General features: G+C 72.4%; 21 protein-coding genes and 1 pseudogene. 8 read left to right on the top strand and 14 right to left on the bottom strand.

What is annotated here, in order from left to right:
• Positions 1-4: 4 nt before the first annotated feature.
• Positions 5-652 (top strand): annotated as a pseudogene (locus tag ACIG3E_RS13970) (NADPH-dependent F420 reductase); the annotation flags it as partial.
• On the opposite strand, the gene ACIG3E_RS13965 reads toward ACIG3E_RS13970, so the two are convergent.
• A complete protein-coding gene (locus ACIG3E_RS13965) occupies positions 653-2,170 on the bottom strand; it encodes a CehA/McbA family metallohydrolase (protein ID WP_399615310.1) in 1,518 nt (505 codons plus the stop codon).
• A gap of 224 nt (positions 2,171-2,394) precedes the next feature.
• Here ACIG3E_RS13965 and ACIG3E_RS13960 point away from each other — a divergent pair, with 224 nt between their 5' ends.
• The gene (locus ACIG3E_RS13960) at positions 2,395-4,992 is read left to right on the top strand and encodes a bifunctional FO biosynthesis protein CofGH (RefSeq protein WP_399615308.1); all 2,598 of its coding nucleotides are present in this window, start codon (positions 2,395-2,397) and stop codon (positions 4,990-4,992) included.
• A 162-nt stretch (positions 4,993-5,154) separates the two neighbouring features.
• Here ACIG3E_RS13960 and ACIG3E_RS13955 read toward each other — a convergent pair whose 3' ends face one another.
• The 4 genes from ACIG3E_RS13955 to ACIG3E_RS13940 all read right to left on the bottom strand — a co-directional run bounded on the left by ACIG3E_RS13955 (position 5,155) and on the right by ACIG3E_RS13940 (position 10,374).
• The gene (locus tag ACIG3E_RS13955) at positions 5,155-6,585 is read right to left on the bottom strand and encodes an FG-GAP-like repeat-containing protein (protein WP_399615306.1); all 1,431 of its coding nucleotides are present in this window, start codon (positions 6,583-6,585) and stop codon (positions 5,155-5,157) included.
• A gap of 102 nt (positions 6,586-6,687) precedes the next feature.
• On the bottom strand, positions 6,688-8,148 hold the full coding sequence (locus ACIG3E_RS13950; RefSeq protein WP_399615304.1) for an FG-GAP-like repeat-containing protein: 1,461 nt from the start codon (positions 8,146-8,148) through the stop codon (positions 6,688-6,690).
• 48 nt (positions 8,149-8,196) lie between these two features.
• The gene (locus ACIG3E_RS13945; RefSeq protein WP_399615302.1) at positions 8,197-9,648 is read right to left on the bottom strand and encodes an FG-GAP and VCBS repeat-containing protein; all 1,452 of its coding nucleotides are present in this window, start codon (positions 9,646-9,648) and stop codon (positions 8,197-8,199) included.
• Between the two features lie 111 nt (positions 9,649-9,759).
• Positions 9,760-10,374 carry a DUF1707 domain-containing protein gene (locus tag ACIG3E_RS13940; RefSeq protein WP_399615300.1) on the bottom strand — a complete coding sequence of 205 codons (615 nt, stop codon included), beginning with the start codon at positions 10,372-10,374 and terminating at the stop codon, positions 9,760-9,762.
• Between the two features lie 218 nt (positions 10,375-10,592).
• On the opposite strand from ACIG3E_RS13940, the gene ACIG3E_RS13935 reads away from it, so the two are divergent.
• On the top strand, positions 10,593-10,892 hold the full coding sequence (locus tag ACIG3E_RS13935; RefSeq protein WP_399615298.1) for a hypothetical protein: 300 nt from the start codon (positions 10,593-10,595) through the stop codon (positions 10,890-10,892).
• Here ACIG3E_RS13935 and ACIG3E_RS13930 read toward each other — a convergent pair.
• Both ACIG3E_RS13930 and ACIG3E_RS13925 read right to left on the bottom strand, forming a co-directional pair.
• Positions 10,880-11,191: a DUF397 domain-containing protein gene (locus ACIG3E_RS13930; RefSeq protein WP_399615296.1), complete on the bottom strand. Its 312-nt coding sequence runs from the start codon at positions 11,189-11,191 to the stop codon at positions 10,880-10,882. The two genes, ACIG3E_RS13935 and ACIG3E_RS13930, sit on opposite strands and share 13 nt — an antisense overlap.
• Complete coding sequence (locus ACIG3E_RS13925) at positions 11,188-12,000, bottom strand: helix-turn-helix domain-containing protein (RefSeq protein WP_399615294.1); 813 nt, start codon at positions 11,998-12,000, stop codon at positions 11,188-11,190. The genes ACIG3E_RS13930 and ACIG3E_RS13925 overlap by 4 nt, the downstream gene beginning before the upstream one ends.
• Before the next feature lie 113 nt (positions 12,001-12,113).
• On the opposite strand from ACIG3E_RS13925, the gene ACIG3E_RS13920 reads away from it, so the two are divergent.
• The gene (locus tag ACIG3E_RS13920; protein WP_399615293.1) at positions 12,114-12,536 is read left to right on the top strand and encodes an ATP-binding protein; all 423 of its coding nucleotides are present in this window, start codon (positions 12,114-12,116) and stop codon (positions 12,534-12,536) included.
• A 33-nt stretch (positions 12,537-12,569) separates the two neighbouring features.
• Positions 12,570-13,148 (top strand): antibiotic biosynthesis monooxygenase, encoded by a 579-nt coding sequence (locus ACIG3E_RS13915; RefSeq protein WP_399615291.1) that lies wholly within the window; start codon positions 12,570-12,572, stop codon positions 13,146-13,148.
• A gap of 22 nt (positions 13,149-13,170) precedes the next feature.
• On the opposite strand, the gene ACIG3E_RS13910 is transcribed toward ACIG3E_RS13915, so the two are convergent.
• The gene (locus ACIG3E_RS13910) at positions 13,171-13,953 is read right to left on the bottom strand and encodes a helix-turn-helix domain-containing protein (protein WP_399615289.1); all 783 of its coding nucleotides are present in this window, start codon (positions 13,951-13,953) and stop codon (positions 13,171-13,173) included.
• Between the two features lie 69 nt (positions 13,954-14,022).
• On the opposite strand from ACIG3E_RS13910, the gene ACIG3E_RS13905 reads away from it, so the two are divergent.
• Both ACIG3E_RS13905 and ACIG3E_RS13900 read left to right on the top strand, forming a co-directional pair.
• Positions 14,023-14,463, top strand: a complete 441-nt coding sequence (locus ACIG3E_RS13905; protein ID WP_399615287.1) for a VOC family protein — start codon at positions 14,023-14,025, stop codon at positions 14,461-14,463.
• Between the two features lie 155 nt (positions 14,464-14,618).
• A complete protein-coding gene (locus ACIG3E_RS13900; protein WP_399615285.1) occupies positions 14,619-15,737 on the top strand; it encodes an ADP-ribosylglycohydrolase family protein in 1,119 nt (372 codons plus the stop codon).
• An 88-nt stretch (positions 15,738-15,825) separates the two neighbouring features.
• Here ACIG3E_RS13900 and ACIG3E_RS13895 read toward each other — a convergent pair whose 3' ends face one another.
• From ACIG3E_RS13895 to ACIG3E_RS13880, 4 genes are all read right to left on the bottom strand, one after another.
• Positions 15,826-16,602, bottom strand: a complete 777-nt coding sequence (locus ACIG3E_RS13895; RefSeq protein WP_399615283.1) for a DJ-1/PfpI family protein — start codon at positions 16,600-16,602, stop codon at positions 15,826-15,828.
• Positions 16,599-17,603, bottom strand: coding sequence for a GlxA family transcriptional regulator (locus ACIG3E_RS13890; RefSeq protein ID WP_399615281.1), 1,005 nt, complete (start codon positions 17,601-17,603; stop codon positions 16,599-16,601). The genes ACIG3E_RS13895 and ACIG3E_RS13890 overlap by 4 nt, the downstream gene beginning before the upstream one ends.
• An 82-nt stretch (positions 17,604-17,685) precedes the next feature.
• A complete protein-coding gene (locus tag ACIG3E_RS13885) occupies positions 17,686-19,248 on the bottom strand; it encodes a sodium:solute symporter family protein (RefSeq protein WP_399615279.1) in 1,563 nt (520 codons plus the stop codon).
• Between the two features lie 258 nt (positions 19,249-19,506).
• The gene (locus ACIG3E_RS13880; protein ID WP_399615278.1) at positions 19,507-20,292 is read right to left on the bottom strand and encodes an SDR family oxidoreductase; all 786 of its coding nucleotides are present in this window, start codon (positions 20,290-20,292) and stop codon (positions 19,507-19,509) included.
• 74 nt (positions 20,293-20,366) lie between these two features.
• Here ACIG3E_RS13880 and ACIG3E_RS13875 point away from each other — a divergent pair, with 74 nt between their 5' ends.
• Positions 20,367-21,221, top strand: a complete 855-nt coding sequence (locus tag ACIG3E_RS13875; RefSeq protein ID WP_399615276.1) for a hypothetical protein — start codon at positions 20,367-20,369, stop codon at positions 21,219-21,221.
• Between the two features lie 108 nt (positions 21,222-21,329).
• Here ACIG3E_RS13875 and ACIG3E_RS13870 read toward each other — a convergent pair whose 3' ends face one another.
• Both ACIG3E_RS13870 and ACIG3E_RS13865 read right to left on the bottom strand, forming a co-directional pair.
• Entirely contained in the window at positions 21,330-21,539 is a 210-nt protein-coding gene (locus ACIG3E_RS13870) for a DUF397 domain-containing protein (protein WP_138960271.1), read from the bottom strand.
• 253 nt (positions 21,540-21,792) lie between these two features.
• Positions 21,793-22,650 carry a helix-turn-helix domain-containing protein gene (locus ACIG3E_RS13865; RefSeq protein ID WP_399615273.1) on the bottom strand — a complete coding sequence of 286 codons (858 nt, stop codon included), beginning with the start codon at positions 22,648-22,650 and terminating at the stop codon, positions 21,793-21,795.
• Positions 22,651-22,972 lie beyond the last annotated feature (322 nt).

Genomic DNA, 22,972 nt, shown 5'->3' with positions numbered 1-22,972 from the left:
CCCGGGCATGAGAATCGCAGTGATCGGAACCGGAAACGTCGGCCGTGCCCTCGCCACGGCGTGGGCCGCCGCCGGACACGACGTGGTGCTCGGCTCGCGCGACCCCGGGGCCAGGAAGGAGACCGGCGCGGAGCTCGGCCTGCCGCTCGCCGAGGTGCGGGCGGCCGCGGCCGGGGCGGAGGTCGTCGTGAACGCGACGCCGGGCGCGGACTCCGTGGCCCTGCTGCGCGCGTCCGGCGCCGACGTCCTCGACGGCAAGGTGCTCGTCGACATCGCCGTGGGCTACACCGTCGAAGCCCACGGCTTCGTCCTCACCCACCCCGAACTGTCCCTCGGCGAGGAGATGCAGCGGGCCTTCCCGGCCGCCCGCGTCGTCAAGACCCTCTCCACGATGGACTCCACGGCCATGGTCGCGCCGGGCGCCCTGGCCGAGGAGAGCACGGTGTTCCTCTCCGGCGACGACCCCGCCGCCAAGGCCGTCACCGCCGCCCTGCTCACCGACCTCGGCTGGCCCCCCGCCTCCCACCTGGACCTGGGCGGCATCGACACCGCCCGGGCCCAGGAGCACTTCGCCCACCTCTTCGTGGCCCTCGCGGGGGCCCTCGGCACCCACACCTTCAACGTACGAGTGGTGCCCCCGGCCGGGCGGTGATCAGCGGCCCAGGAAGATCGGGTTCGTGAGGGCGCGCATGGGGCCCGGGAGGGGCGGGGTCAGCTGGGGCTTGCGGACCTCGGCGCGTACGTAGGCGGCGTAGGAGGCCGTGGTGCGCCACTCGGCCGAGCCGGTGCCCGTGTCGTCGAGGGGCGGGCCGGTGAACAGGACGCCCTGGTCGGTGACGAAGCGGATGACGCAGCCGGGGGCGCCCTTGACGTCCAGGCGCACCGTCACCGGGTCGTCGGCGGCCACGCGCAGGCGCTCGCCGATGCCCGCGTGGCGGCCCTTGCCGCCGGCCGCGGAGAAGGTCAGCTCGACCTCCTTGGACTCGGCGATGTAGGAGCGGCCCGCGCGGATGCCCTCCTGGATCGCCTCGCGCGTCAGGTCCTCGGCGAGGACGACGGTCTGCGGGCGGCCCACCGGGTCCGGGTCGCGGTGGGCGTCGCTGTTGCCCATCGCGGGCGTCCAGCGGCGCCCGCCGCGCGCGGCCGCCACCAGGGCGTTGTCCCACTCGGAGAGGGCGATCTCGTCCTCGGGCGAGTAGGCGCCGTTCCACACCTCGACCGCGTCCGCCTCGCCGAAGCCGAACTTCCAGTTGCAGCCGACGCAGGTGGCGTGCGGGTGGGCGGGCACCACGAGGCCGCCGGAGCGGCGCACGGCGCGGGCGTAGTGGCCGAAGCGGTTGTCGCGGGCCCGGTAGCGCCAGTCGATGAAGGTGCCGGGCTCGGTGCCGATCGCGAGGACGTGGCCGTTGCGGGTGGTGATCTCCTCGCCGAGCAGGACGAGCAGGTCGTCACCGGCGACGTCGGACCAGTGGGCGTGGGAGGAGTGCGTGTTGTGCTCGGAGGTGTTGATGAAGTCCAGGCCCGCCGCGCGGGCGAGCGCCCCGATCTCGGCGGGGGTGCGGCGGCCGTCGGAGTACCAGGTGTGCAGGTGGCAGTCGCCCCGGTACCAGGCGCGGCCCCGGCCCCGGGCGCGCTCCGGCGGGTACGACGGCTTCGGGGTGGCGCCGGGCGCCCCGTAGGTGAGGGTGATGGTCACCTCGTACGGCAGGCCCTGCGGGGCCACCGTGTACGGGCCGAGCGCGAGGTGCCAGCGGCCCGCGCGCAACGGCCCGGGGATGTAGCCGGGGGTCGCGTCGTCGGCGCGCAGGAAGAACTCCGTGCGGGCGCCGCCCGACCAGCCGCGGAAGCCCCTGCCGCCGAGGTCCGTGCCGCGCTCGTCGAAGACGCCGATGTCCAGGGCGTTGCCGACGGTGCCCGCGGGGACGGGCGGCTTCTCGTAGGTGTAGGCGACGTGGATCTCCCGCACGCCGCGCGGCACGTCCACCGGGAGGTACACGAAGTCCGGTGCGCCGGTGGGCAGCGTGCCCCTGACGGTCTTCGTCTCCTTGCCGGAGCGCCGCTCGGCGGCCCCCGCGTCGTCTGCGAAGCTCACGGTTCCCAACGTAAGGGCCGTGGCGGCGCCCGTCACGAGCAGCGCCCGTCTGTTCAGGTGGCCTTCGTCCTGGCACATGGATGCTCCCCGGAGTCGGTGACGACGGTGACGACGACACATGAGTGGTGCCTGCGACTCTGGTATTGAGCCGTGAACTCCCCTGTAAGGGAAGGGAATCGACAGGTTTCCGGCCGAGGGCGACGCGGCCGATCCGGAATGGGGCCGTCCGCACGCGCGGGCCCGTCCCGGCCTGGCGGAAGTGTCTGTGGGTGTCCCGTGTTGTCGCTCGTATGCTCAAGGACATGACCAACAGCGCACAGCCCCCCGAGGACGGACGTCCCACAGCCAACGCCATGCGGCGGGCCCTGCGGCGGGCCAGGGACGGGGTCGCGCTGGACGCGGCGGAGGCCGCCGTGCTGCTCCAGGCGCGCGGCGACGACCTGGAGGACCTGGCGGCCTCGGCGGCCCGGGTGCGGGACGCGGGCCTGGAGGCGGCCGGGCGCGCGGGGGTCATCACGTACTCGAAGAGCGTGTTCATCCCGCTCACCCGGCTGTGCCGGGACAAGTGTCACTACTGCACGTTCGTCACCGTGCCGGGCAAGCTGCGCCGGGCCGGGCACGGGATGTTCATGTCCCCGGACGAGGTCCTGGACATCGCCCGCAAGGGCGCCGCGCTCGGCTGCAAGGAAGCCCTCATCACCCTCGGCGACAAGCCCGAGGACCGCTGGCCCGAGGCCCGCGAGTGGCTGGACGCGCACGGCTACGACGACACGATCGCGTACGTACGGGCCATATCGATCCGCATCCTGGAGGAGACGGGCCTGCTGCCCCACCTCAACCCCGGGGTGCTCTCGTGGACCGACTTCCAGCGCCTCAAGCCGGTCGCGCCCTCCATGGGCATGATGCTGGAGACCACCGCCGAGCGGCTGTGGTCCGAGCCCGGCGGCCCGCACCACGGCTCGCCCGACAAGGAACCGGCCGTCCGGCTGCGGGTCCTGGAGGACGCGGGCCGCTCCTCCGTGCCCTTCACCAGCGGGCTGCTCATCGGCATCGGCGAGACGTACGAGGAGCGCGCGGACTCGCTGTTCGCGCTGCGCCGCGTGGCCCGGTCGTACCACGGCGTGCAGGAGCTGATCATCCAGAACTTCCGCGCCAAGCCGGACACGGCGATGCGCGGCATGCCGGACGCCGAGATCGACGACCTGGTCGCCACGGTCGCCGTCGCCCGGCACATCATGGGACCCTCCGGCTGCATCCAGGCCCCGCCGAACCTCGTCGACGGCGAGTACGCCCGGCTCATCCGCGCCGGGATCGACGACTGGGGCGGCGTCTCGCCGCTCACCATCGACCACGTCAACCCCGAGCAGCCCTGGCCGCAGATCGAGGCGCTCGCCGAGCGGTCGGCGGCCGAGGGCTTCGCGCTGCGCGAGCGCCTGTGCGTCTACCCCGAGTTCGTGCGGCGCGGCGAGCCGTGGCTGGACCCGCGCCTGCTGCCGCACGTACGGGCGCTCGCCGACCCGGAGACGGGGCTCGCCCTGCCGGACGCCCCGGTCCGCGGCCTGCCCTGGCAGGAGCCCGACGAGGGGTACGTGGCCTCGTCCGGCCGCACCGACCTGCACCGCACCATCGACACGGAAGGCCGCACCGCCGACCGCCGCGACGACTTCGACGAGGTGTACGGCGACTGGGAGGCGCTGCGCGAGCAGGCCGCGCCCGGCATGGTGCCCTCCCGCCTCGACGGCGACGTCCGCTCCGCCCTCGCCACGGCCGCCGACGACCCGACGCGCCTCACCGACGCCGAGGCCCTCGTGCTGCTGCACGCGGACGGGCCCGCCCTGGACGCGCTCTGCTCCGTCGCCGACGACGTCCGCAAGTCCGTGGTCGGCGACGACGTCACGTACATCGTCACGCGGAACATCAACTTCACGAACGTCTGCTACACGGGCTGCCGCTTCTGCGCCTTCGCGCAGCGCCGCACCGACGCCGACGCCTACACCCTGTCCCTGGCGCAGGTCGCCGACCGCGCGGCCCAGGCCTGGGACGTCGGCGCGGTCGAGGTGTGCATGCAGGGCGGCATCCACCCCGACCTGCCCGGCAGCGCCTACTTCGACATCGCCGCGGCCGTGAAGGAGCGCGTGCCCGGCCTGCACGTGCACGCCTTCTCACCGATGGAGGTCGTCAACGGCGCGACCCGCACGGGCCTTTCGATCCGCGAGTGGCTCCAGCGCGCCAAGGAGTCCGGCCTCGACTCCGTCCCCGGTACCGCCGCCGAGATCCTCGACGACGAGGTCCGCTGGATCCTGACCAAGGGCAAGCTCCCGGCGGCGACGTGGATCGAGGTCATCAAGACCGCCCACGAGGTGGGCCTTCGCTCCTCGTCCACGATGATGTACGGCCACGTCGACCAGCCGCGGCACTGGCTCGGGCATCTGCGCACGCTGGCCGGGATCCAGCAGGAGACCGGCGGCTTCACGGAGTTCGTGACGCTGCCCTTCATCCACACGAACGCGCCCGTCTACCTCGCGGGCATCGCCCGGCCCGGCCCCACCACCCGCGACAACCGCGCGGTGACCGCCATGGCGCGGCTCCTGCTCCACCCCCACATCCCCAACATCCAGACCAGCTGGGTGAAGCTCGGCGCGGAGGGGGCCGCGGAGATGCTGCGCTCCGGTGCCAACGATCTGGGCGGCACGCTCATGGAGGAGACCATCTCCCGGATGGCGGGCTCCAGTTACGGCTCGTACCGCTCCGTGAAGGACCTCGTCGCCATCGCGGAGGCCGCGGGTCGGCCAGCGAGGCCGCGCACCACCCTGTACGGGGAGGTCCCCGCCGAGCGAGTCCAGGCGGCCACCGCCTCGGACGGCCATCTGCCGGAGCTGCTGCCGGTCCTGGACGCGTAGCCCTCGCGGGGCGCCGCAGCTTTTCGGCGCTGCGCGCCTCGTCCTCAAACGCCGGACGGGCTGGAAATCCAGCCCCTCCGGCGTTTGAGGAGCGGGGGTCTGGGGGCGGAGCCCCCAGGAATCGGGAAGGGGTGGGTCTGGGGCGCCCCGCGAGGGACGGGCCTAGCGGCCTACGTCCTGGCCGAACGTGGCGTTGGCCTCAGGGGCGCCGAGGGTCTTGGGGGCGAAGGAGACGAGGCCCGTTGTGGTGAGGCCGGTGCGGGTGGCGGGGAAGTGCCAGGCGGCGCCGGAGTCCTTGTACGTGCCGTCCTCACCGCGGGCGGTGACGGTGAGGTCGGCCTTGCCGTCGCCGTTGACGTCGGACAGCAGCACCCGGTTCCCGAAGTAGTCCCGCTTCTCGGAGGCCCCGGGAACGCCCGGCTTGGACTGGTCGAAGGCCTGGGCCCCGGTGCCGCTGAGCCCGGCCTTCGCGCCCTTGAGCAGGACGAAGGACCCGGCGTCGGAGACCTTCGCGGAGCCGCTGCCGATGTCCTCGCCGGGCACGCCGACGGCGATGTCGGCGTAGCCGTCGCCGTTGACGTCGCCCGCGCTGATGTCGGAGCCGAACTGGTCCCCGTCCTCGCCGACGCCGGGCACGCCCGCCGAGTCCTGGGTGATCTTCTTGGTGCGGGTGGCGGAGGGCCCGTTCTTGCTGCCGTAGTCGACGCGGACGGTGCCCTTGTCGCTTTCGTTGTCGTCGTTGCTGGAGCCGTTGTCGCGGGTGACGAAGTCGCCGTAGCCGTCGCCGTCGACGTCCGCGATCGTGCCGCCGAGGGAGGACTTGAGCTTCTGGGTGGTGCCGGTGAGCCCGTTCTTGGTGCCCTTCCAGAAGCGGCTGGGGTAGGCGCTCTCCTCGAAGCCGTGGGCGGTGACGAGGTCGTCGATGCCGTCGCCGTCCATGTCTCCGGGGACGAGATAGCCGGGCCCGAAGGTCTGGCTGGTGTAGATGGGCTCCTGCCGCTGGGGCTTGCCGTCGCGGGTGAAGGGGCCGTAGGAGACGGTCATCCCTTCCTTGTCCTCGTCGTTGTCCGGGTAGTCGGCGCTGACGAGGTCGCGGTGGCCGTCGCCGTCGAAGTCCCCGACGGCGAACCCGGCCGAGGTGGCGGGCAGTTCCTGGGAGGCGCCGGTGAGGCCGTCCTTCGAGCCCCACAGGGCGAGCAGCTTGTCGCTGTACTGGCTGCCCACGACGAGGTCGGTGAACCCGTCCCCGTCCAGGTCCCCGACGGTCACCTGCGTGCCGAGGGTGCCGTCCTTCTCTATCTCGCCCGGCACTCCGGCCGTGCCCCGGTCGATGATCTTGGGGTGCGCCCGGTCGGGCCCGTTCTTCGAGCCGTAGACGACGGCGACGTACCCGGCGTTCGTCTTGCCGCCGACGGTGGCGTACGGCGCGGAGATCGCGAGGTCGGCGTAGCCGTCGTGGTTGAAGTCGGTGACGGGGACGCGGGGCGCCCGCGCGGTGGGCGTGGCGGCGTGGGCCGTGCCGCCGACGGCGAGCGGCAGGGCGGCCGCGGTCGCCGCGACGGCGGTGATGGCTGCGGTGAGGGAGCGTCGCACGGATTCTCCTGAAGCTGTTGGGAGTTGCGTCGGTGCAGTGGGGGGGACCCACGAGGTGAAGGGACGGTTGCACGCCGGTGACGGCGGGGTGCTCCCGCGCGGTCAGCGGCCCACCCACGCGCCGAAGTAGGAGCGCTCGTTGGGGGCGCCCAGGGCGGCGGGGCCGAAGGACGTGCTGCCGGAGGTCGTCAGGCCGGTGCCGGACCCCTTGAGGTACCAGGCGGCGCCCACGTCCTGGGCGGTGGTGTCCTCCTCGGGCGCGGTGACGGTCAGGTCGGCCTTCTTGTCGCCGTTGACGTCGGAGAGCACGCCTCCGGCGCCGAAGCGGTCGCCCGTCTCGGAGACGCCGGGCACGCCCTTGGTGGACTGGGTGAAGGCCTGCGCGCCCTTGCCGCTGAGGCCGCTCTTGGCGCCCTTCAGGAGGACGACTCGGCCCGTGTCGTAGGCCTTCTTGCCGCCGGTGGTGACGTCCTTGCCGGGGATGCCGACGGCGATGTCGGCGTAGCCGTCGCCGTTGACGTCGCCCGCGCTGAGCCGGGCGCCGAAGTGGTCGCCGCGGTGGTAGTCGTCCCCGCCGGTCATGGGCCCGCCCGACTCGCCCGTGCCGGGCACGCCCGGGCTGTCCTGGGTGAGCTTCACGCTGCGGGTGGCGCCGGGCCCGTTCTTGCTGCCGTAGTCGACGCGGACGGTGCCCTTGTCGTCGTACTGCGTGTCGCCGTCGCCGTGGACCTCGCGGGTCACGAAGTCGCCGTACCCGTCGCCGTCGACGTCCGCGACGACGCCGTCCCGGGAGGGGCCGAGCTTCCGCGACGACGTGGCGCTGAGGCCGCTGCGCGTGCCCTTCCAGAAGCGGCTCGGCAGCGGGCCGTCCTCGTCGCCGTCGCTGACGACGAGGTCGTCGACGCCGTCGCCGGTCATGTCACCGGCGACGAGCTTCAGGAGCCCGTGCTCGGCGGGGACGCGCACGCCCTGCTTCTTCACCGGGTCGCCCTGCCGCGTGAAGGGGCCGTAGGAGACGGTCATGACCGCCGGGTCGTTGTCGTGCACCGGGTAGGCCTCGGTCACCAGGTCCTGGTGGCCGTCGCCGTTGAAGTCCCCGGCGGAGACGTATCCGTAGCGGTTGTTGGTCACCTCGGCGGACGCGCCGGTCAGGCCGTTCTTGGAGCCCCACAGCAGGACGGCCTTGGCCTCGGTGTCGCCGACGACGACGAGGTCGGTGTAGCGGTCCCCGTCGAAGTCGCCGACGACCAGCTCGCGGCCGAAGGTCTCGCCCTCGGTGGCCTCGCCGGGCACGCCCGGGGTGTTCCGGTCGATGAGGCGCGTGTGCGCGCGGTCGGGCCCGTTCTTGGACCCGGGTACGACGGCCACGTATCCGGCGTTCTGCTTGCCTCCGGCGGGGCCGTACGAGGCGCTGAACGCGAGGTCGGCGTAGCCGTCGCCGTTGAAGTCGGCCACCGGGGTCTTCGGGGGCCTGGGGGCGGCGTTCGCGGTGCCGGTCGCGGTGAGCGCGAGCGGCGCGGCGAGCGCGGTCGCCGCGACGGCGGCGATGAGGGAGCGGTGCACTGTTTCTCCTGTGAGGTGCGTGAGTGGGGGGGGCGGTGCGTACGGGCGTTAGCGCGCGAGGCGCTCGCCCAGGTGGGCTTCCTTCTCCGGGGCGCCGAGCGCGGCCGGGCCGAAGGAGGAGATCCCGGCCGTCGTCAGGCCGGTGGCGGCGCCCTTGAACACCCAGGCCGCGCCCGAGTCCCGGTACGTGCCGTCCTCCCAGGGCGCGGTGACCGTCAGGTCGGCCTTCTTGTCGCCGTTGACGTCGGACAGCAGGACGCCCGCGCCGAACTTGTCGCCCTTCTCGGACGCGCCGGGCACGCCCGCCGTGGTCTGCGTGAAGGCCTGCGCGCCCGTGCCGCTGAGGCCGCTCTTGGCGCCCTTGAGGAGAACGAAGTTGCCGCTGTCTAGAACGTTCTTTCCAGCGGCGGTGACGTCCTCGCCGGGGACGCCGACGGCGATGTCGGCGTAGCCGTCGCCGTTGACGTCGCCCGCGCTGATCGAGGCGCCGAACTGGTCGCCGCTGTAGTACTCGTCGCCGACGTACCCGCCGGTCTCCCCGACGCCGGGCACGCCCGGGCTGTCCTGCGTGATCTTCGCCGTGCGGGTCGCGGCGGGCCCCTCGGCGCTGCCGTAGTCGACGCGGACGGTGCCCGCCTCGGAGTCGTTGTCCTCGTTGCTGGAGCCGTTGTCGCGGGTGACGAAGTCGCCGTAACCGTCGCCGTCGACGTCCGCGACGGCGCCGCCCACGGAGGCCTTGAGCCCCTTGTACGTGTGGCCGAGACCGGCCTTGGAGCCCTTCCAGAACCGGCTGCCGTACGCCCGGTCCTCGAAGCCGTGGCTGGTGACGAGGTCGTCCACGCCGTCGCCGTCCAGGTCGCCCGCGACGAAGTCGCCGAGCTCGCGGAAGGAGCCGAACCCGATCGAATCCTTCCTGGCCGCCTCGCCGCCGCGCGTGAACGGCCCGTACGAGACGGTCATGCCCGTGTCGTCGCTCTCGGGCGCGGCCTTGTACTCCTGCGTCACCAGGTCGCGGTGGCCGTCGCCGTCGAAGTCGCCGGTGGCCAGCGACCCGGCCGCGCCCGGGAGTTCGGCGGCCGCGTCCCCGAGCCCGGCGGCTGAGCCCCAGAGCACCACGGTGTTACCCGCGCCTGCCCCCACGACCAGGTCCGTGTACCCGTCCCCGTCGAGGTCGGCGGTGGTCAGCTCCCGGCCGAAGGCCCCGTACTCGGCGACCTCGCCGGGCACGCCCGCGCTCGACCTGTCGATGATCTTCCGGTGCGCCTGGTCCGCCCCGTTCTTGGACCCGTACACGACGGCCACGTACCCGGCTTCCTGCTTGGCGCCGACCGTCGCGTGCGCGGCGCCGAGCACGAGGTCGGCGTAGCCGTCCTTGTTGAAGTCGACGACGGGGGCCGTGGCCGCCCTCGCCTGGGGCGCGGCGGACGCGGTGCCGGTGCCGAGCGCCAGCGGCGCGGCGATGGCGGCGGCGGCGATGGCGACGACGAGGGAGCGACGCACTGTTCCTCCTGTGACTGGTGGCCCTTCTAGATCAAGAGCCGACAGACAGGAGACAGCCGAGGTGACGTGAGGGTTGCACGATCCTGAACGAGGAGAAACGGAAGCCCCGGCTCAGCCCGCGTCGCGCGTGCCCGCTCTCGCCTTGCGCTGCCAGGGCAGACGGCGTGGCGGGCGGGCCACGATGTCGCCGCCGGTCGACGTGCCGGAGAGCAGGACGCGCAGACGTATCGGTATCTCCGGGCCGGGGACCGGAGGGAGCTTTATGTCCCCACGGCTCTTGGTGATCCCGTCCGCGTCGACGACGACGCCCGGCGGCACCACCAGCGTCAGATCGCCGCCGACGCGCAGGTCGACCTCGATCTCCAGCGTGCTGTGCGTGATCACCGCCTCGGTGAAGTCCAGCTTCAGGTCCGCGAACATCAGCCGCACCTCCATCCGGCGCGGCACCCGCCACCGCCCCGCGCGCTTGCCGTCCCCGAAGCGCTGGTCGATCCGGAGCACCTCGCGCGGCTGCGGCGGCAGCCCCTCCAGCGGCAGGTCCGCCGTGAGGGCCCGGAGGTCGCCGACGGTCTTCGCCGCGAGCGCCGCCTCTATGCGCTCGTCCAACTCCGCCACCGTCAGTCGGCCGCTGCCCGCCGCGAACCTGAGGATCTCCACCGCCTGGTCCCGGTCCTCGTGCGACACCCGCAGCTCAGGTGCCAGCGCCCCGGTGCTCTCGTCTCCCATGCGTCCAGTGTGCGCGCGGCCCGAACGCCCCGGCAACGCCCGCCAGCGAAGATCAGGGAACACCCTGACGGATCTCAGGGTCCCGCCGCCCTCCTCGCACAACTGTCGCGAAACTGCCCTTTCCGGACCGTTCCCCCGCTGCTTGAATCACCTCTCGCACAGGGGCACACCGGGAGCGCCGCCCGGCACTCCCGAGGGAGCGAGAGAGGGCAACCACCATGAGCATGACCCAGAGCGGCAAGCTGACCATGGACTCGTCCCACTCCACCGAGACCCAGGGCGGGAAGACCGACACCTTCAACCAGGTCACCTTCCCCACCCCGTTCCCCGCCGGGTCGGACGTCGTCGTCCAGGTCACCGTGCAGACCTTCAACGGGCCCGAGACCCCCGGCGTCCGCCTCCACGACGTGACCCGCACCGGCTTCAAGATCCGCTTCAACGAGATCCTCGGCGGCGGCGTGAGCGCGGACGGCAAGCACGTCACGGAGACCGTGGGCTGGACCGCCTACACCGTCTGAGCCCCCACGGCGAAGCCGACGAACGGAGCCCAGGCCGCGCCTGTGACGGCCACCTGGGCTCCGTCCTTGTCCTTGGAGTCCCGGATGTGCACCGTGGCAGGAGCTATCGCCACCTCGACGCACTCGGGCCCGTCGTTGCCGCTGTGGCTGCTCTTACGCCACTCCTGGGCAACCTCGACGCAGTTGGGCCCCTCGTTGCTGCTGTAGCTGCTCTTGCGCCACTCCAGAGCGACCTCGACGCAGTCCGCGTCGTCGTTGCCGCTGTAGCTGCTCTTGAACCAGGCCAGCGCAGAGGTCATGTGCCTTCTCCCAACACTTTCTTGATGAACGCCAGAGACTCCTGAGGCGGGAGTGCTTGGGCCCGGATCATGCCATAGCGCATTTCCAGGGTCTGGACCTCCCGAGGATCACTGATCAGCCGCTCGTACAGCTGGCCCGCAGAGTGCCCCAACGTCTTACCGTTCCGGAGCTTTAGCACGCGGAATGGGCCCATCATCCCTGCGTGATCCTCCTGGTCTGTAGGCATCACCTGGATTTGAACGTGCCTCAACTTGCCGATGTCCAACAGGTGTTCGAGCTGTTGTCGCAGAACCAGTGTGCCCCCGATCGGTCGCCTCAATGTCGCCTCCTCCTGGACGAACGTGAGAAGTGGCCGGGGAACGCGCTCGAAGATGGACTTCCGATCCATGCGTGCCGTGACATGGCGCTCGATCTCGTCCTCCGTGTACGTGGGCCTCCGCATCGCGTACAGCGCCTGTGCGTACTCCGGGGTTTGCAGGAGCCCGTGGATGTGAAGGCTGGCGTAGGCCCCCAACTCGACCGACTCCTCCTCCAGCTTCTTCAGGTCCCGTACCTTCTTCGGATACCGCGCCTCCTCCACGTCCTTCTTCATCGCCGAGATCTTCCCGCCCGCCCCGAGTGCCTCGTCGGCCGCGTCCAGGAACTCCGGTTTCGGGACGCGACGGCCCCGCTCGACCGACGACACCATCTCGTCGCCGTACCCGATGGCCGCGCCCAGCTCCGCCTGGGTCATCCCCGCGTCCTCGCGCCACGCCTTGATCTGGCGGCCCACCGCCTTGAGCACCGCCGTCGCTTCCTCGTCCTCCATGCCGCCACCTCTCCGCGTACGAGCCGGACGGCCCCGAGCGGTACCCGGACAGTCGCTCTGCGTACCGGCTTCTCTCCTGTGCAGCCTAGACACGAGTGGCCACGCTGAGTGATGTGAATGGTGAAGTGACCCAAACCTCCGTCCCTGTACGGCAGTTCTCAAAGCTCCTGCCTGCGACGCGCAAGGGCGCACGGCAGGCGCGTACGCTCACTGAGCGTCAACTTGACGCCTGGGGTGCGCCGTCGTGCGCCGCCCTCCACGTCGTCGCCGAACTCGCCGCGAACGCGGTGCTGCACGGGCACGTGCCCGGCCGGAACTTCCGGCTCGCGCTGCGCCTCGACCCGGCGGGAACGCTCCGCGTCGAGGTGACCGATGCCCGGGGCGACCGGGTCCCGCGCGTCCAGGAACCGGGAGGCTGCGCGGAGTCGGGACGCGGGCTGCTGATCATCGGCGTATACGCGGACCGTTGGGGGGTGGTGGAGGCTCCGGCCGACTGCAAGACGGTGTGGGCGGAGGTCACACCGGACCGCGCTTGACCTCAAGCGCGCTTGACGTACGAGGGTCGCGGCATGACACCCTTTCGCGACCTCGTGCACCCCGCCGCAGGAACGGCCCTGATCAGCGAGTGGATCACCGGTACTCCCGAGCGGACGCGGGCCGCCGCCGACGCCGTGGCCGAGGAGTGGGCGGCGGGGGAGTGGCCGTCCGCACTGCTGTCCCAGCACGTGTTCCGGGCGACGGACGGTACGGGCCTGCTCTTCTACGCCCAGTGGACCAGCGACGAGGCGCACCTGACGTGGGCCCGCGCCCGGCGCGGCGCGCTGGTGAGCCGGGTCGACGGGCTCGTGCCGGGCATCGAGCGGCCGGGGCTCCACCGGGGCCGCCTCCACCGCAGCGTGGTGCACGACGACGGCCGCCTGCCCGGCGCCCTCGCGGTGACCAGGACGACGGCGGGGACGGTGGTGGCGGCACCGGGCCTGCTCGCCGCGCACGTCCATCTCACGAAGGACGGCGAGGAGGCCTTCGTCGTGGAGGAGTGGGCGGACGCGGCCTCCTTCGGCGCGGCCGTCCGCACCGGCGGCCGTACGGCCAAGCGGTACACGCTCCACCACTCCTTCCTCAACGACCACGCCCGCCAGACGGTGTGAGGGGCCCGCCCGCGTGGCGTCGTCAGCGCGGGGTCTGGACCAGGAACGCGGCGCCCCCGGGCTCCGGTGCGAGCAGCAGGGTCAGTTCGTACGGGTGCGGGGTGCCGTCGGGGGTGGTGAGGGTGACGGTGCGGGGGGTGAAGTCGGCGACCGAGCGGCAGGACCACCAGGCGTCGAGTTCGGGGCGTTCGGCGCGCAGCAGGGCGGTCACCTCGCGGCTGCGGGACGCCGGGGGCTCGCGGTCGGCGCGGGTCCGGAAGTGCCGGTAGAGGTCCATGGCCAGCGGCTCCCAGGCGGGCAGGACGCGCTGGTGGGCGGGGTCGGTGGCCAGGAGCAGCAGGAGGTTGCGCCGGTCGGCGGGTACGCGGGCCGGGTCGGGCCAGAGCGCGGCGTACGGCGCGTTCCAGGCGCGCAGGTCGAGGGACGGGGCGAGGAGCGCCGCGGGCGTGGCCAAGGCGTCCAGCATGGGCTGGTGGTCGGGCGGCGGGGCGGGGGCCGACTCGAAGGGGGCGTACCCCGCCAGGGTGAGGGCGTGGCGGTGGGCCGCGGCGTCCAGGCGCAGGGTCCGCGCGACCGCGTCCAGGACCTGCCGCGAGGTGTCGACGCGGCCCTGCTCCAGCCAGGTGTACCAGGCCACCGACACGCCGGAGAGCGCCGCGACCTCCTCCCGGCGCAGGCCGGACGTCCGCCGCCGGGGCGTGCCGGGGAGCCCGACGTCCGCCGGGGCCACGCGCTCGCGGTGCGCCCGCAGGAAGCCGCCGAGCTCGCGGCGCAGCGCGGCCGGGGCCGTGGCCGGGTCCGTCATCCTGTTACCTCCGCTCACCCCATGAACACCCGCCTGGCTGGCGTCCATTCCCGGGGCGAGGGTGGGCGCATGAGCAACGACACCGACCTCACCCCCACCGTCCGGCGCCGCGTCAACGACTCCTCCGGGTTCACCGAACCCCGCACACTCATCCGCGTGTACACGCCGCTTGGCACGCTGGAGTCCGTCACCGGCTTCTACGAGCGGCTGCTCGGCGTGGAGCGGGACATGTGGTTCACGTATCCGGCGAAGCGGCTCGCGCTGGCCGTCGTCGGGAGCTTTCTGCTCGTCGAGGGCGACGAGGAGACGCTCGCGCCGTTCCGGGCCACGGATGGCACGCTGATCATCGACTCGGCCGAGAGCTATCTGGCCCGGCTCGCGGCGGAGGAGGGCGTGGAGATCCTTGACCCGCCGCACCGCGTGCCGACCGGCACGGGGTTCACTGCGCGGCATCCCGATGGCACGGTTGTCGAGTACGTCGAGCATCGGCCTACCCCTGACGGGAACTGAGCGCTTTGCCGCGATTGGCCGTCGATTGTCTGCGGACCGTCGTGGCTGGGCGCGCAGTTCCCCGCGCCCCTTCGGGCGCTGGCCCCTGAACCCACCGTTCCCGTTCGATTACAGTGCTGCGGAGTCGGACGGCGAGGCACGGGAAAGGGGGTTCGGTGAGTGCCGTAGCAGCCACCTCGGTGTGGGGCCGCACCGAACAGCAGGACTTCCGCAGCCGGGTCCGCGGCACGCTGCTCGCGGCCGCCGTCGGTGACGCGCTCGGCGCGCCCGTGGACGGCGCGGACCTGGCGGAGATCCGGGCCGCGCACGGCGCCGAAGGCCTCACCGAACTCGCCCCCGCGCACGGCAGACGCGGCGCCGTCACCGCCGCCACGCAGCTGTCCCTCTTCACCGTGGACGGCCTGATACGCGCCCAGGTGCGGCGCGACACGGGCGCCTGGCACCCGCCGACCGATCTGCACCGGGCGTACCTGCGGTGGGCCGCGACCCAGCGCGACTGGGGGCCCGACGAGCGGCGCAAGGAGGACGGCTGGCTGGCCCGCGAGGAGTGGCTGTACTCGCGGCGGGGGCCCGCCCGCGCCTGCCTCACCGGGCTCGCCGACGACCGCATGGGCACCCTCGACGTGCCCAAGAACCCGGGCGAGCGCGGCCCGGAGGCCGCCGCAAGGTCCGCGCCCTTCGGGCTGCTCGTGGGGTGGGAGCCGCAGCTCGTGCTCCAACTCGCCGTGGAGTGCGCCGTGCAGACCCACGGGCACCCCCACGCCTACCTCGCCGCGGGCGCCCACGCCGTGCTCGTGCACGGCCTGGCCCGTGGGGAGTCCCTCGACGGGGCCGTGCAGCGCGCGCTGTCCCTGCTCGCCGCGCGGCCGGGCCACCAGGCCGTCACCGACGGCCTTCGGCACGCGCTCGGGGCCGTACGGCAGGGCATGCCGAACGCGGCCCGCGTCGAGGAGCTGATCGGCGAGGGCGAGGCGGAGGGCGTCCTCGCCGCCGCCGTGTACTGCGCCCTCGTCGGCGAGGACATCCGCCACGGCCTGCGGCTCGCCGTCAACCACGGCGCGTCCTCCACGGCGGCGGGCGCCCTGTGCGGGGCCCTCCTCGGCGCGCTGCACGGCGAGACCGCGCTGCCCCCCGGCTGGCTCACCGAACTGGAGGGCCGCGCCACCGTCCTGGAGCTGGCCGACGACTTCGCCATGGAAATGACCCAGGGCCCAGCCCTCCACAGCCCAGCGGGAGCGTCCCCGGGCTGGCTGGCCCGCTACCCCAGGGCTTGAGCCCCGTAGGGGCGCGGGGCCCTGTTGATTTGCGGCTCCGCCGCGCGGGCGCGACCAGCCACAACAAGCCCGCAGACAAAGAGACGGCCTAAACCTGCGAGTCCGCCAGGATCTTGAGGGCCCGAGCCTTCAACTCCGCACTGGCCCGCCGCGGGTCGCCCGAGTCGAAGGGCGGGCGGGGGTCATACTCCACCGCCAACTGAATCGCGCGCGCAGTGTCGTCGTCCGTGAGCCGCGCAGCGAGACGCAGAGCCATGTCGATCCCCGCCGAGACCCCGGCCGAGGTGATGAACTTCCCCGACTCCACAAAGCGTTCCGGCACGTACGTGACGTCGTAGGTCTGCTCCAGGTACTCCGCCGACGCCCAGTACGTCGTAGCGCGGCGGCCGTCGAGGAGCCCGGCCGCGGCGAGCACGAGGGAGCCGGTGCACACGGACGTGGTGAAGCGGGTGTGCCGGTTCGTGGCGCGGATCCACTTCAGGAGGGTCTGGTTCCGCATCGCGGCGATGACGCCGCGGTTGCCCGCGCCGGGGACGAGGAGCACGTCGAGGCGGCCCGCCTCGTCGAGGGAGCGCTCGGCGACGACGGCCACGTCACCGGTGTCGGTGCGGACCGGCCCGCGCCGCTCGGCGACCATCGTGACGCTCGCGCCCGGCACGCGGGAGAGCACCTCGGCGGGTCCGGTGGGGTCGAGGAGGCTGTAGCCGTCGTAGAGGAGGACGCCGATGCGCGGGCCCTCGGCGCCGGGCTCGCGGGGCGCGTCGGCGTGGGCGGCGGCGGGCTGGGCGGCCAGGCCCGCGGTGGCGAGGGCGGCGGTGGCCGCGGTGGAACGCAGCAGGGTGCGGCGGGTGGTGGGGTGCGTCATGCCCCGGGAGTCTGCCGCCCGGGCGGCAGTCGGGGGCGGGGCATGTCCGGCATCTTGCGCATCGTGTCCCCGCTGACGCCGTACGCGTCGAGGAAGGCCTGGCGCAGCGTCTGCGCGGAGCCGAAGCCGCAGCGGCGGGCGACGGCGGCCAGCGACAGTTCGCTGGAGCGCACGAGGTGCGCGGCGGCCTCGGTGCGGGCGGCGCGCACCGCGCGGGCCGGGGTGGTGCCGAGGTGCGCGGCGAACAGGCGCGTCAGATGCCGGGTGCTCACGCCCGCGCGGGCGGCGAGCGCGGCGGGCGTGAGGTCCTCCGTGAGGTGCGCGGCGATGTGCGCCGCCAGGTCCCGGACCAGGCGGTCGCCCGGCGGCGGCGCGGCCAGGAACATGCTGATCTGCGCCTGGTCGGCGGGCCGGTGCAGATACGAGACGAGTTCGCGGGCGACCGTGCGGGCCAGGGTCGGGCCGTGGTCGTCCTCGATCAGGGACAGGGTGAGGTCGAGGGCGCTGGTGACGCCCGCCGAGGTGTAGACGTTGCCGTCGCGCACGTACAGCGGGGCGGTGTCGACGGCCACCGCCGGGTGCCGGGCGGCCAGTTCGGCGCCGTAGCCCCAGTGGGTGGTGGCGCGGCGGTGGTCGAGGAGCCCGGCGGCGGCCAGGACGTAGGCGCCCGTGCACACGGAGGCGACCCGGCGGCTCGTGCGCGCGAGCCGCCGGACCTGGGCGACCAGGCGGGCGTCGGCCGCCGCCCGCTCGTACCCGGCCCCGCCCGCCACGAGCAGCGTGTCCAACGGCCCGGCCACGGCCTCCAGGCTCCGCCCGGCCCCGAGGGCGATCCCGGAACTGCTGCGCGCCGGGGCACGACCGACGGTGCCGAGCTCGATCTCGTAGGGCGGCTCGGCCCCATACCGATTCGCGATGTCCAACGCCCCACTGGGGCAGGCGACATCGAGTATCTGCGTGTCGTCATACGCGACGATAAGAACGCGCCTAGCGCTGGCCATAGGGCCATCCCACCACGCGCCCGAAGGGGCGCGGGGAACTGCGCGACCAGCCAGGACGGACCCGCAGACGAAGAGGCACCCGCTAGGGACCCGGCTTAGAAGGCGCGGCCTCAGCCTGCCCCGCCAGGGGAAGGGCGGCGGCGGAGCCGTCGTCGTCCGTGTTGATCCGCGCGATCAGCGCATCGCGCTCAGGCGTGTCCTCCGGCTTGACCCACCCGACGACCACGTACAGGACCAGCGACACAGCCAGAGGTATGGACACCTGGTACTGGAGAGGCACGCCCCCGTCGACGTTCCAGCTGATGGGGTAGTTGACCAGCCAGAAGGCGAGCAGGCCGAGGCCCCAGCTGGTGAGCGCCGCCGTGGGGCCCGAGCGGCGGAAGGCGCGCAGCAGGCCGAGCATCATCGGGATGGCGATGGGGCCCATGAGCCCGGCGACCCACTTGATGACGACGGTGATGATGTCGTCGAAGGTGGGGGAGTTGACCTGGGTGGCCACCGCCATGGACAGGCCGAGGAAGACGACGGTGGTGACGCGGGCCGCGACGAGGCCCGCGCGGTCCGTCCACTGCCGGGCCCTGCGGGACAGGACCGGCGCCACGTCCCGGGTGAAGACGGCCGCGATGGCGTTGGCGTCGGAGGAGCACATGGCCATGGTGTGGGAGAAGAAACCGACGATGACCAGGCCCAACAGGCCGTGCGGAAGGAGCTGTTCCGTCATCAGGGCGTACGCGTCCGACCCGTCGGGCTTCTTCGCGTCGACGAGGAGCGGCGACATCCACATGGGGAAGAACAGGACCAGCGGCCACACCAGCCACAGCACGGCGGACAGCCTCGCGGACCGCGCGGCCTCGCGGGCGTTGGCCGTGGCCATGTAGCGCTGGGCCTGGTTGAGCATGCCGCCGTTGTACTCGAAGAGCTTGATGAAGAGGAAGGCGAGCAGGAACACCGTGCCGTACGGGCCGACCAACGGCTTGGCGTGGCCGTCGAGCTCCGGGCTGTCCCACACCCCGAAGAAGCCGCCGTGGTCGCCGAGCTTCACGACCACGGCCACGAACATCGCGACCCCGGCGAACAGCTGGATGACGAACTGGCCCAGCTCGGTCAGGGCGTCCGCCCACAGGCCGCCGATGGTGCAGTACACGGCGGTGACCGCGCCGGTGATGAGGATGCCCTGGTTCAGGGAGACCCCGGTGAACACGGACAGGAGCGTCGCGATCGCCGCCCACTTCGCGCCCACGTCGACGATCTTCAGGAGCATGCCGGACCAGGCGAGCGCCTGCTGGGTGGGCAGGTTGTAGCGGTTCTTCAGGTACTCGAGCGGGGACGCCACGTGCAGCCGCGAGCGCAGCCGGTTGATGCGCGGCGCGAAGAGGCGGGCGCCGATCGCGATGCCGAGCGCGATGGGGAAGGACCAGGTGACGAAGGACGTGACGCCGTACGTGTAGGCGATTCCGGCGTAGCCGGTGAACATCACCGCGCTGTAGCCGGACATGTGGTGCGAGATGCCGGACAGCCACCACGGCATCTTGCCCCCGGCGGTGAAGAAGTCGCTGACGTTGTCCACGCGCTGGTGGGACCAGACGCCGATCGCGACCATCACGCCGAAGTAGCCGATGAGCACGGCCCAGTCGAGACCGTTCATATCCCCCTCCCGGGGTCCGCCTTGTGAACTCGGTCAACTCCGCTGATCTCGTGGGGACTTCACCCGTGCGGCGCGGGAACGGCCGGGAAGGGCCCGCTCATCGTCGGTTCGGCCGCGCGGCACGGACAACCGCCCGCACAGTCAAGAGGGAGTAAAATCGTTCGAGTTGGCGACCTTCGTTCATATACGTGATCAGGTGGGGGGTGGGGGAACCCCCGGCGGCGGGCCGGGGGCGGGGCCCGGTTCGCGTCCGGGCCCTCAGCGCATCAGCTCCCCCGCGTTCACCAGGAGCGACTGCCCGGTGATGGCCCGCGCCCGGTCCGAGGCGAGGAACACGCACGCCTGCGCCACGTCCCCGTCCGTGGCCAGCTCGGGCAGCGCCATGCGCTCGGTGAGCCGCCGCTTCACCTCGTCCTCGGGAACGCCCTCGGCCCGCGCGGTCAGCGTCACGTACGCCTGGACGGGCGGGCCCCACATCCAGCCGGGCTGCACGGTGTTGACCCGGATCCGGAGCGGGCCGAGCTCGCGCGCCAGGGAGTACATCGCCGAGGTCAGCGCGCCCTTCGACGCCGCGTACGCCGCCTGGCGCACCTGCGAGGGGGCCGCCACCGACGACTGCGTGCCGATCAGGACCACCGAGCCGCCGCGCTCCCTCAGGGCGGGCAGGCACGCGCGGGCCATGCGCAGCGAGCCGAGCAGGTTCACGTCCAGGACGGTCGCCCAGGTGGCGAAGTCCGCGTCCTGGAGTCCGCCGAAGTGGCTGTCGAGCGCCGCGACCTGGACCAGCGCGTCGACGCGGCCGAACCGCTCGACGGCGAGGCCCGCGAGCGCCGCGCACTGGGCCTCGTCGGTGATGTCCGTCGGCCGGTAGGCGGTGCGGGCGCCCTCGGGGTCGAGGAGGGCCGCTGTCTTGGCGAGGTGCGCCTCCGTGCGTGCGCCGAGCACGGCGTTGCCGCCCTCGGCCACGACGGCCGCGGCCACCTCGTGGCCGAGCCCCGCGCCGACGCCGGAGACGATCACGGTCTTTCCCTGGAGCAGCGGCATGCGGGCCTCCCGGCTCTGGCCTTCTGTCTGACGGGGCGTCAGAGTATGGGTCCGCGCGGAAGAAGGGGAGAGGCATGGGCGACGACACCCGGTCCACGAAGGCCCCCGGCGAGGCGTACGCCGCGCTCGCCGCGGTCGGGCCCTACGGCGTGCGCCCGGGGCACGCGCTGATCACCATGGTCGAGCCGCACCCGGGGCACGAGTTCGCGTACAACCGCTGGTACGAGGACGACCACTACTACGCGGGCGCGATGGCGATGCCCTGGATGTACGCGGGCCGACGCTGGGTGGCGACCCGGGAGCTGCAACTCCTGCGCGTGCCCGAGAAGTCCGCCGTCGCGAGCCCGGTGACGGCGGGCTGCTACCTGTCGACGTACTGGATCACCGAGGGGCGCTACGACGAGCACATGGGGTGGACCGTGGCCATCAACAAGCGCCTCAACCGCGACGGCCGCGTCCACCAGGCCCGCACGCACGTCTTCACGGCCTTCCAGGACCACGCGGCGACCGTCTACCGCGACGGCGCCGCCGGGCCGCGCGACCTGCACGCCCTCGACCACCCCTACCAGGGGCTCGTCCTGGAGGTGACCGACGCCGCCGGGCCCGGGGAGCGCGCGGAGCTGGTCGAGTGGCTGTGCGCCCGGCACCTGCCCCGGGCGCTCGCGGGCTCGCCCGCCGCCATGGTCACGCTCTTTCGCCCCACGCCGCTGCCGGGCGACCGGATGACGTACGTGAAGCAGGTCGAGGGCGTGGACACGCGCCTGACACTGCTGTGGTTCCTGGAGTGCGATCCGCGCGCGTGCTGGGCGGAGCGCTTCGCGGCGCGCGAGGCGGAGGTGGCCGCGTCGGGCCTGGGGCGCGTGGAGCTGCTCGCGCCGTTCATTCCTACGGTGCCGGGCACGGACCGCTACGTCGACCAGCTGCGGTAGCGCGCCGGGGCAAGGCCGAGCCCCCTCGGCCGGGACGGCGGACCAGTCGAGAGGGCTCTGCGGGTGGAGCTATGCGGTTGTCTCTGGGATTGCCTTCACTGGCACGTATCACCCGAGGTCGTGAGACCCTTCACGCACCTCGCTCACGAAGGCGTTCCACGAGTCGGCGGGGAAGGCGAGGACCGGGCCGCCCGTGACCTTGGAGTCCCGCACGGAGATCGCGTGCAGAACGGGGGACTTGACCTCGACGCACGCGCCGTTCCCGGTGGAGTAGGACGACTTGGTCCACGAGGGCGACGCGCCTTGCTGGATTGCCATGTTTGCTCCGTTTGTGCAGTTGGTGAATTGCGGTATCCCGCGGGAGAGCGGTATACGCCAACGCCGTTGCTCTGTTGGCGTGAATGACGCTACTCGCCAACATCGAGTGGCGGATGGTTCGTTCACTCAACCGGATGGCATATTCCAGAGGGGTCTTCCGCCCCGACGCGGCAACGGTGTACCGTACGGCGGTTTCGCGGCCGGAGGGCGCCGGAGAAGCCCGGAAGGCTTTCTTCCGCATATCGGCGGGAGATCAGCGGGCGTAGTCCTTGGCGATGTCGGCGATCAACTGCCGGGACTGGTCCACATTGAGCGCCTGGGCCCGCAAGTGCTCGTACATGAGGCTGTACTGCTGCACGTCATGGGCCTTTTCGAGATACAGGTCGCTGGTGACGCCCTCGATGTACACGACGCTGGAATCCGACGCGTCCGGAAACTCCAGGATCGCGTACTGGCCGTTCAGACCGGGGTGCGCGCCCATCTCGAAGGGGATCACCTGCACCGTCACGTGCGGCAGCTGGGACTGCTCGACCAGGTGGTCCAGCTGCTCGCGCATCAGCGCGCGGTTGCCGACGACGCGGCGCAGCGCGGACTCGTCGAGGACGGTCCACAGGCGCAGCGGATTCTCCGGCGCGGCGATGCGCTCCTGGCGGCGCATGCGCACCTGGACCCGTTTCTCGATGTCCGTCGGTGTGGTCTCCGGCAGCGCGCCGGTGATCAGGGCCTCCGCGTACGGCCTGGTCTGGAGCAGTCCGGGGACGACCTGCGGGTCGTAGACGCGCAGCGACGCGGCGTCGGTCTCCAGGCCGATGTACACGCTGTACGGGATGTCACCGAAGGAGTGCCACCAGCCCTGCTGGCGGGAGTCCTTGGCCATCTGCATCAGCGATTCGACGATGCGGTGGTCCTCCACCTCGTACACCCCGCACAGATCGCGGACGTCGCGCTGGCTGATGGAGCGGCGGCCGTTCTCCAGGCGGCTGATCTTCGACTGCGAGACGAGCAGGCGCTCCGCCACCTCCTCCGCCGTCATGCCCTTGAGCTCACGGAGCCGCCGCAGCTCCTGGCCTAGCCGACGGCGCCTGACGGTGGGATTGACGTTGGACGCCACGGGAAGTGCACCTCCGGCGAATATGCCTCTACATTGCGTGTCTGCTGTTGAGCAGAGTGCCACCAAGGGGCAACTCGCCGCTGGGAAACAGCAGATACGGCGGCTCTGTGGGGGTGCCGACGCCCCGCGGCGTCGTGTGTGCTTCTCAACGGGCGTGTCACGTGCGGTGGTTGCGGCCGTGCGGGGCCCGGGCGCCGATGTGACCGGCGCCCGGCCCCGCACGGACCGGCGGCTCCCGAACCGGGTCTTGGGGGACTGCGGCGCGGTGCGGGGTGCACCTGGCGGTGCGGTGTGCACCTCATGGTGCGGTGTGCACCTCACG

The sequence above is a fragment of the Streptomyces sp. NPDC053474 genome, assembly GCF_044544845.1.
Lineage (GTDB): Bacteria > Actinomycetota > Actinomycetes > Streptomycetales > Streptomycetaceae > Streptomyces.
This window is presented reverse-complemented; position numbering and strand designations above follow the sequence as displayed.

Coding starts and splice junctions, on each gene's coding strand:
- ACIG3E_RS13925 (WP_399615294.1), bottom strand. CDS start 12,000: ATGGAGGACGAGGAAGCGACGGCGGTGCTCAAGGCGGTGGGCCGCCAG.
- ACIG3E_RS13915 (WP_399615291.1), top strand. CDS start 12,570: ATGACACCCTTTCGCGACCTCGTGCACCCCGCCGCAGGAACGGCCCTG.
- ACIG3E_RS13880 (WP_399615278.1), bottom strand. CDS start 20,292: ATGCCGCTGCTCCAGGGAAAGACCGTGATCGTCTCCGGCGTCGGCGCG.
- ACIG3E_RS13885 (WP_399615279.1), bottom strand. CDS start 19,248: ATGAACGGTCTCGACTGGGCCGTGCTCATCGGCTACTTCGGCGTGATG.
- ACIG3E_RS13965 (WP_399615310.1), bottom strand. CDS start 2,170: ATGTGCCAGGACGAAGGCCACCTGAACAGACGGGCGCTGCTCGTGACG.
- ACIG3E_RS13875 (WP_399615276.1), top strand. CDS start 20,367: ATGGGCGACGACACCCGGTCCACGAAGGCCCCCGGCGAGGCGTACGCC.
- ACIG3E_RS13960 (WP_399615308.1), top strand. CDS start 2,395: ATGACCAACAGCGCACAGCCCCCCGAGGACGGACGTCCCACAGCCAAC.
- ACIG3E_RS13870 (WP_138960271.1), bottom strand. CDS start 21,539: ATGGCAATCCAGCAAGGCGCGTCGCCCTCGTGGACCAAGTCGTCCTAC.
- ACIG3E_RS13890 (WP_399615281.1), bottom strand. CDS start 17,603: ATGGCCAGCGCTAGGCGCGTTCTTATCGTCGCGTATGACGACACGCAG.
- ACIG3E_RS13905 (WP_399615287.1), top strand. CDS start 14,023: ATGAGCAACGACACCGACCTCACCCCCACCGTCCGGCGCCGCGTCAAC.
- ACIG3E_RS13940 (WP_399615300.1), bottom strand. CDS start 10,374: ATGGGAGACGAGAGCACCGGGGCGCTGGCACCTGAGCTGCGGGTGTCG.
- ACIG3E_RS13910 (WP_399615289.1), bottom strand. CDS start 13,953: ATGACGGACCCGGCCACGGCCCCGGCCGCGCTGCGCCGCGAGCTCGGC.
- ACIG3E_RS13895 (WP_399615283.1), bottom strand. CDS start 16,602: ATGACGCACCCCACCACCCGCCGCACCCTGCTGCGTTCCACCGCGGCC.
- ACIG3E_RS13930 (WP_399615296.1), bottom strand. CDS start 11,191: ATGACCTCTGCGCTGGCCTGGTTCAAGAGCAGCTACAGCGGCAACGAC.
- ACIG3E_RS13935 (WP_399615298.1), top strand. CDS start 10,593: ATGAGCATGACCCAGAGCGGCAAGCTGACCATGGACTCGTCCCACTCC.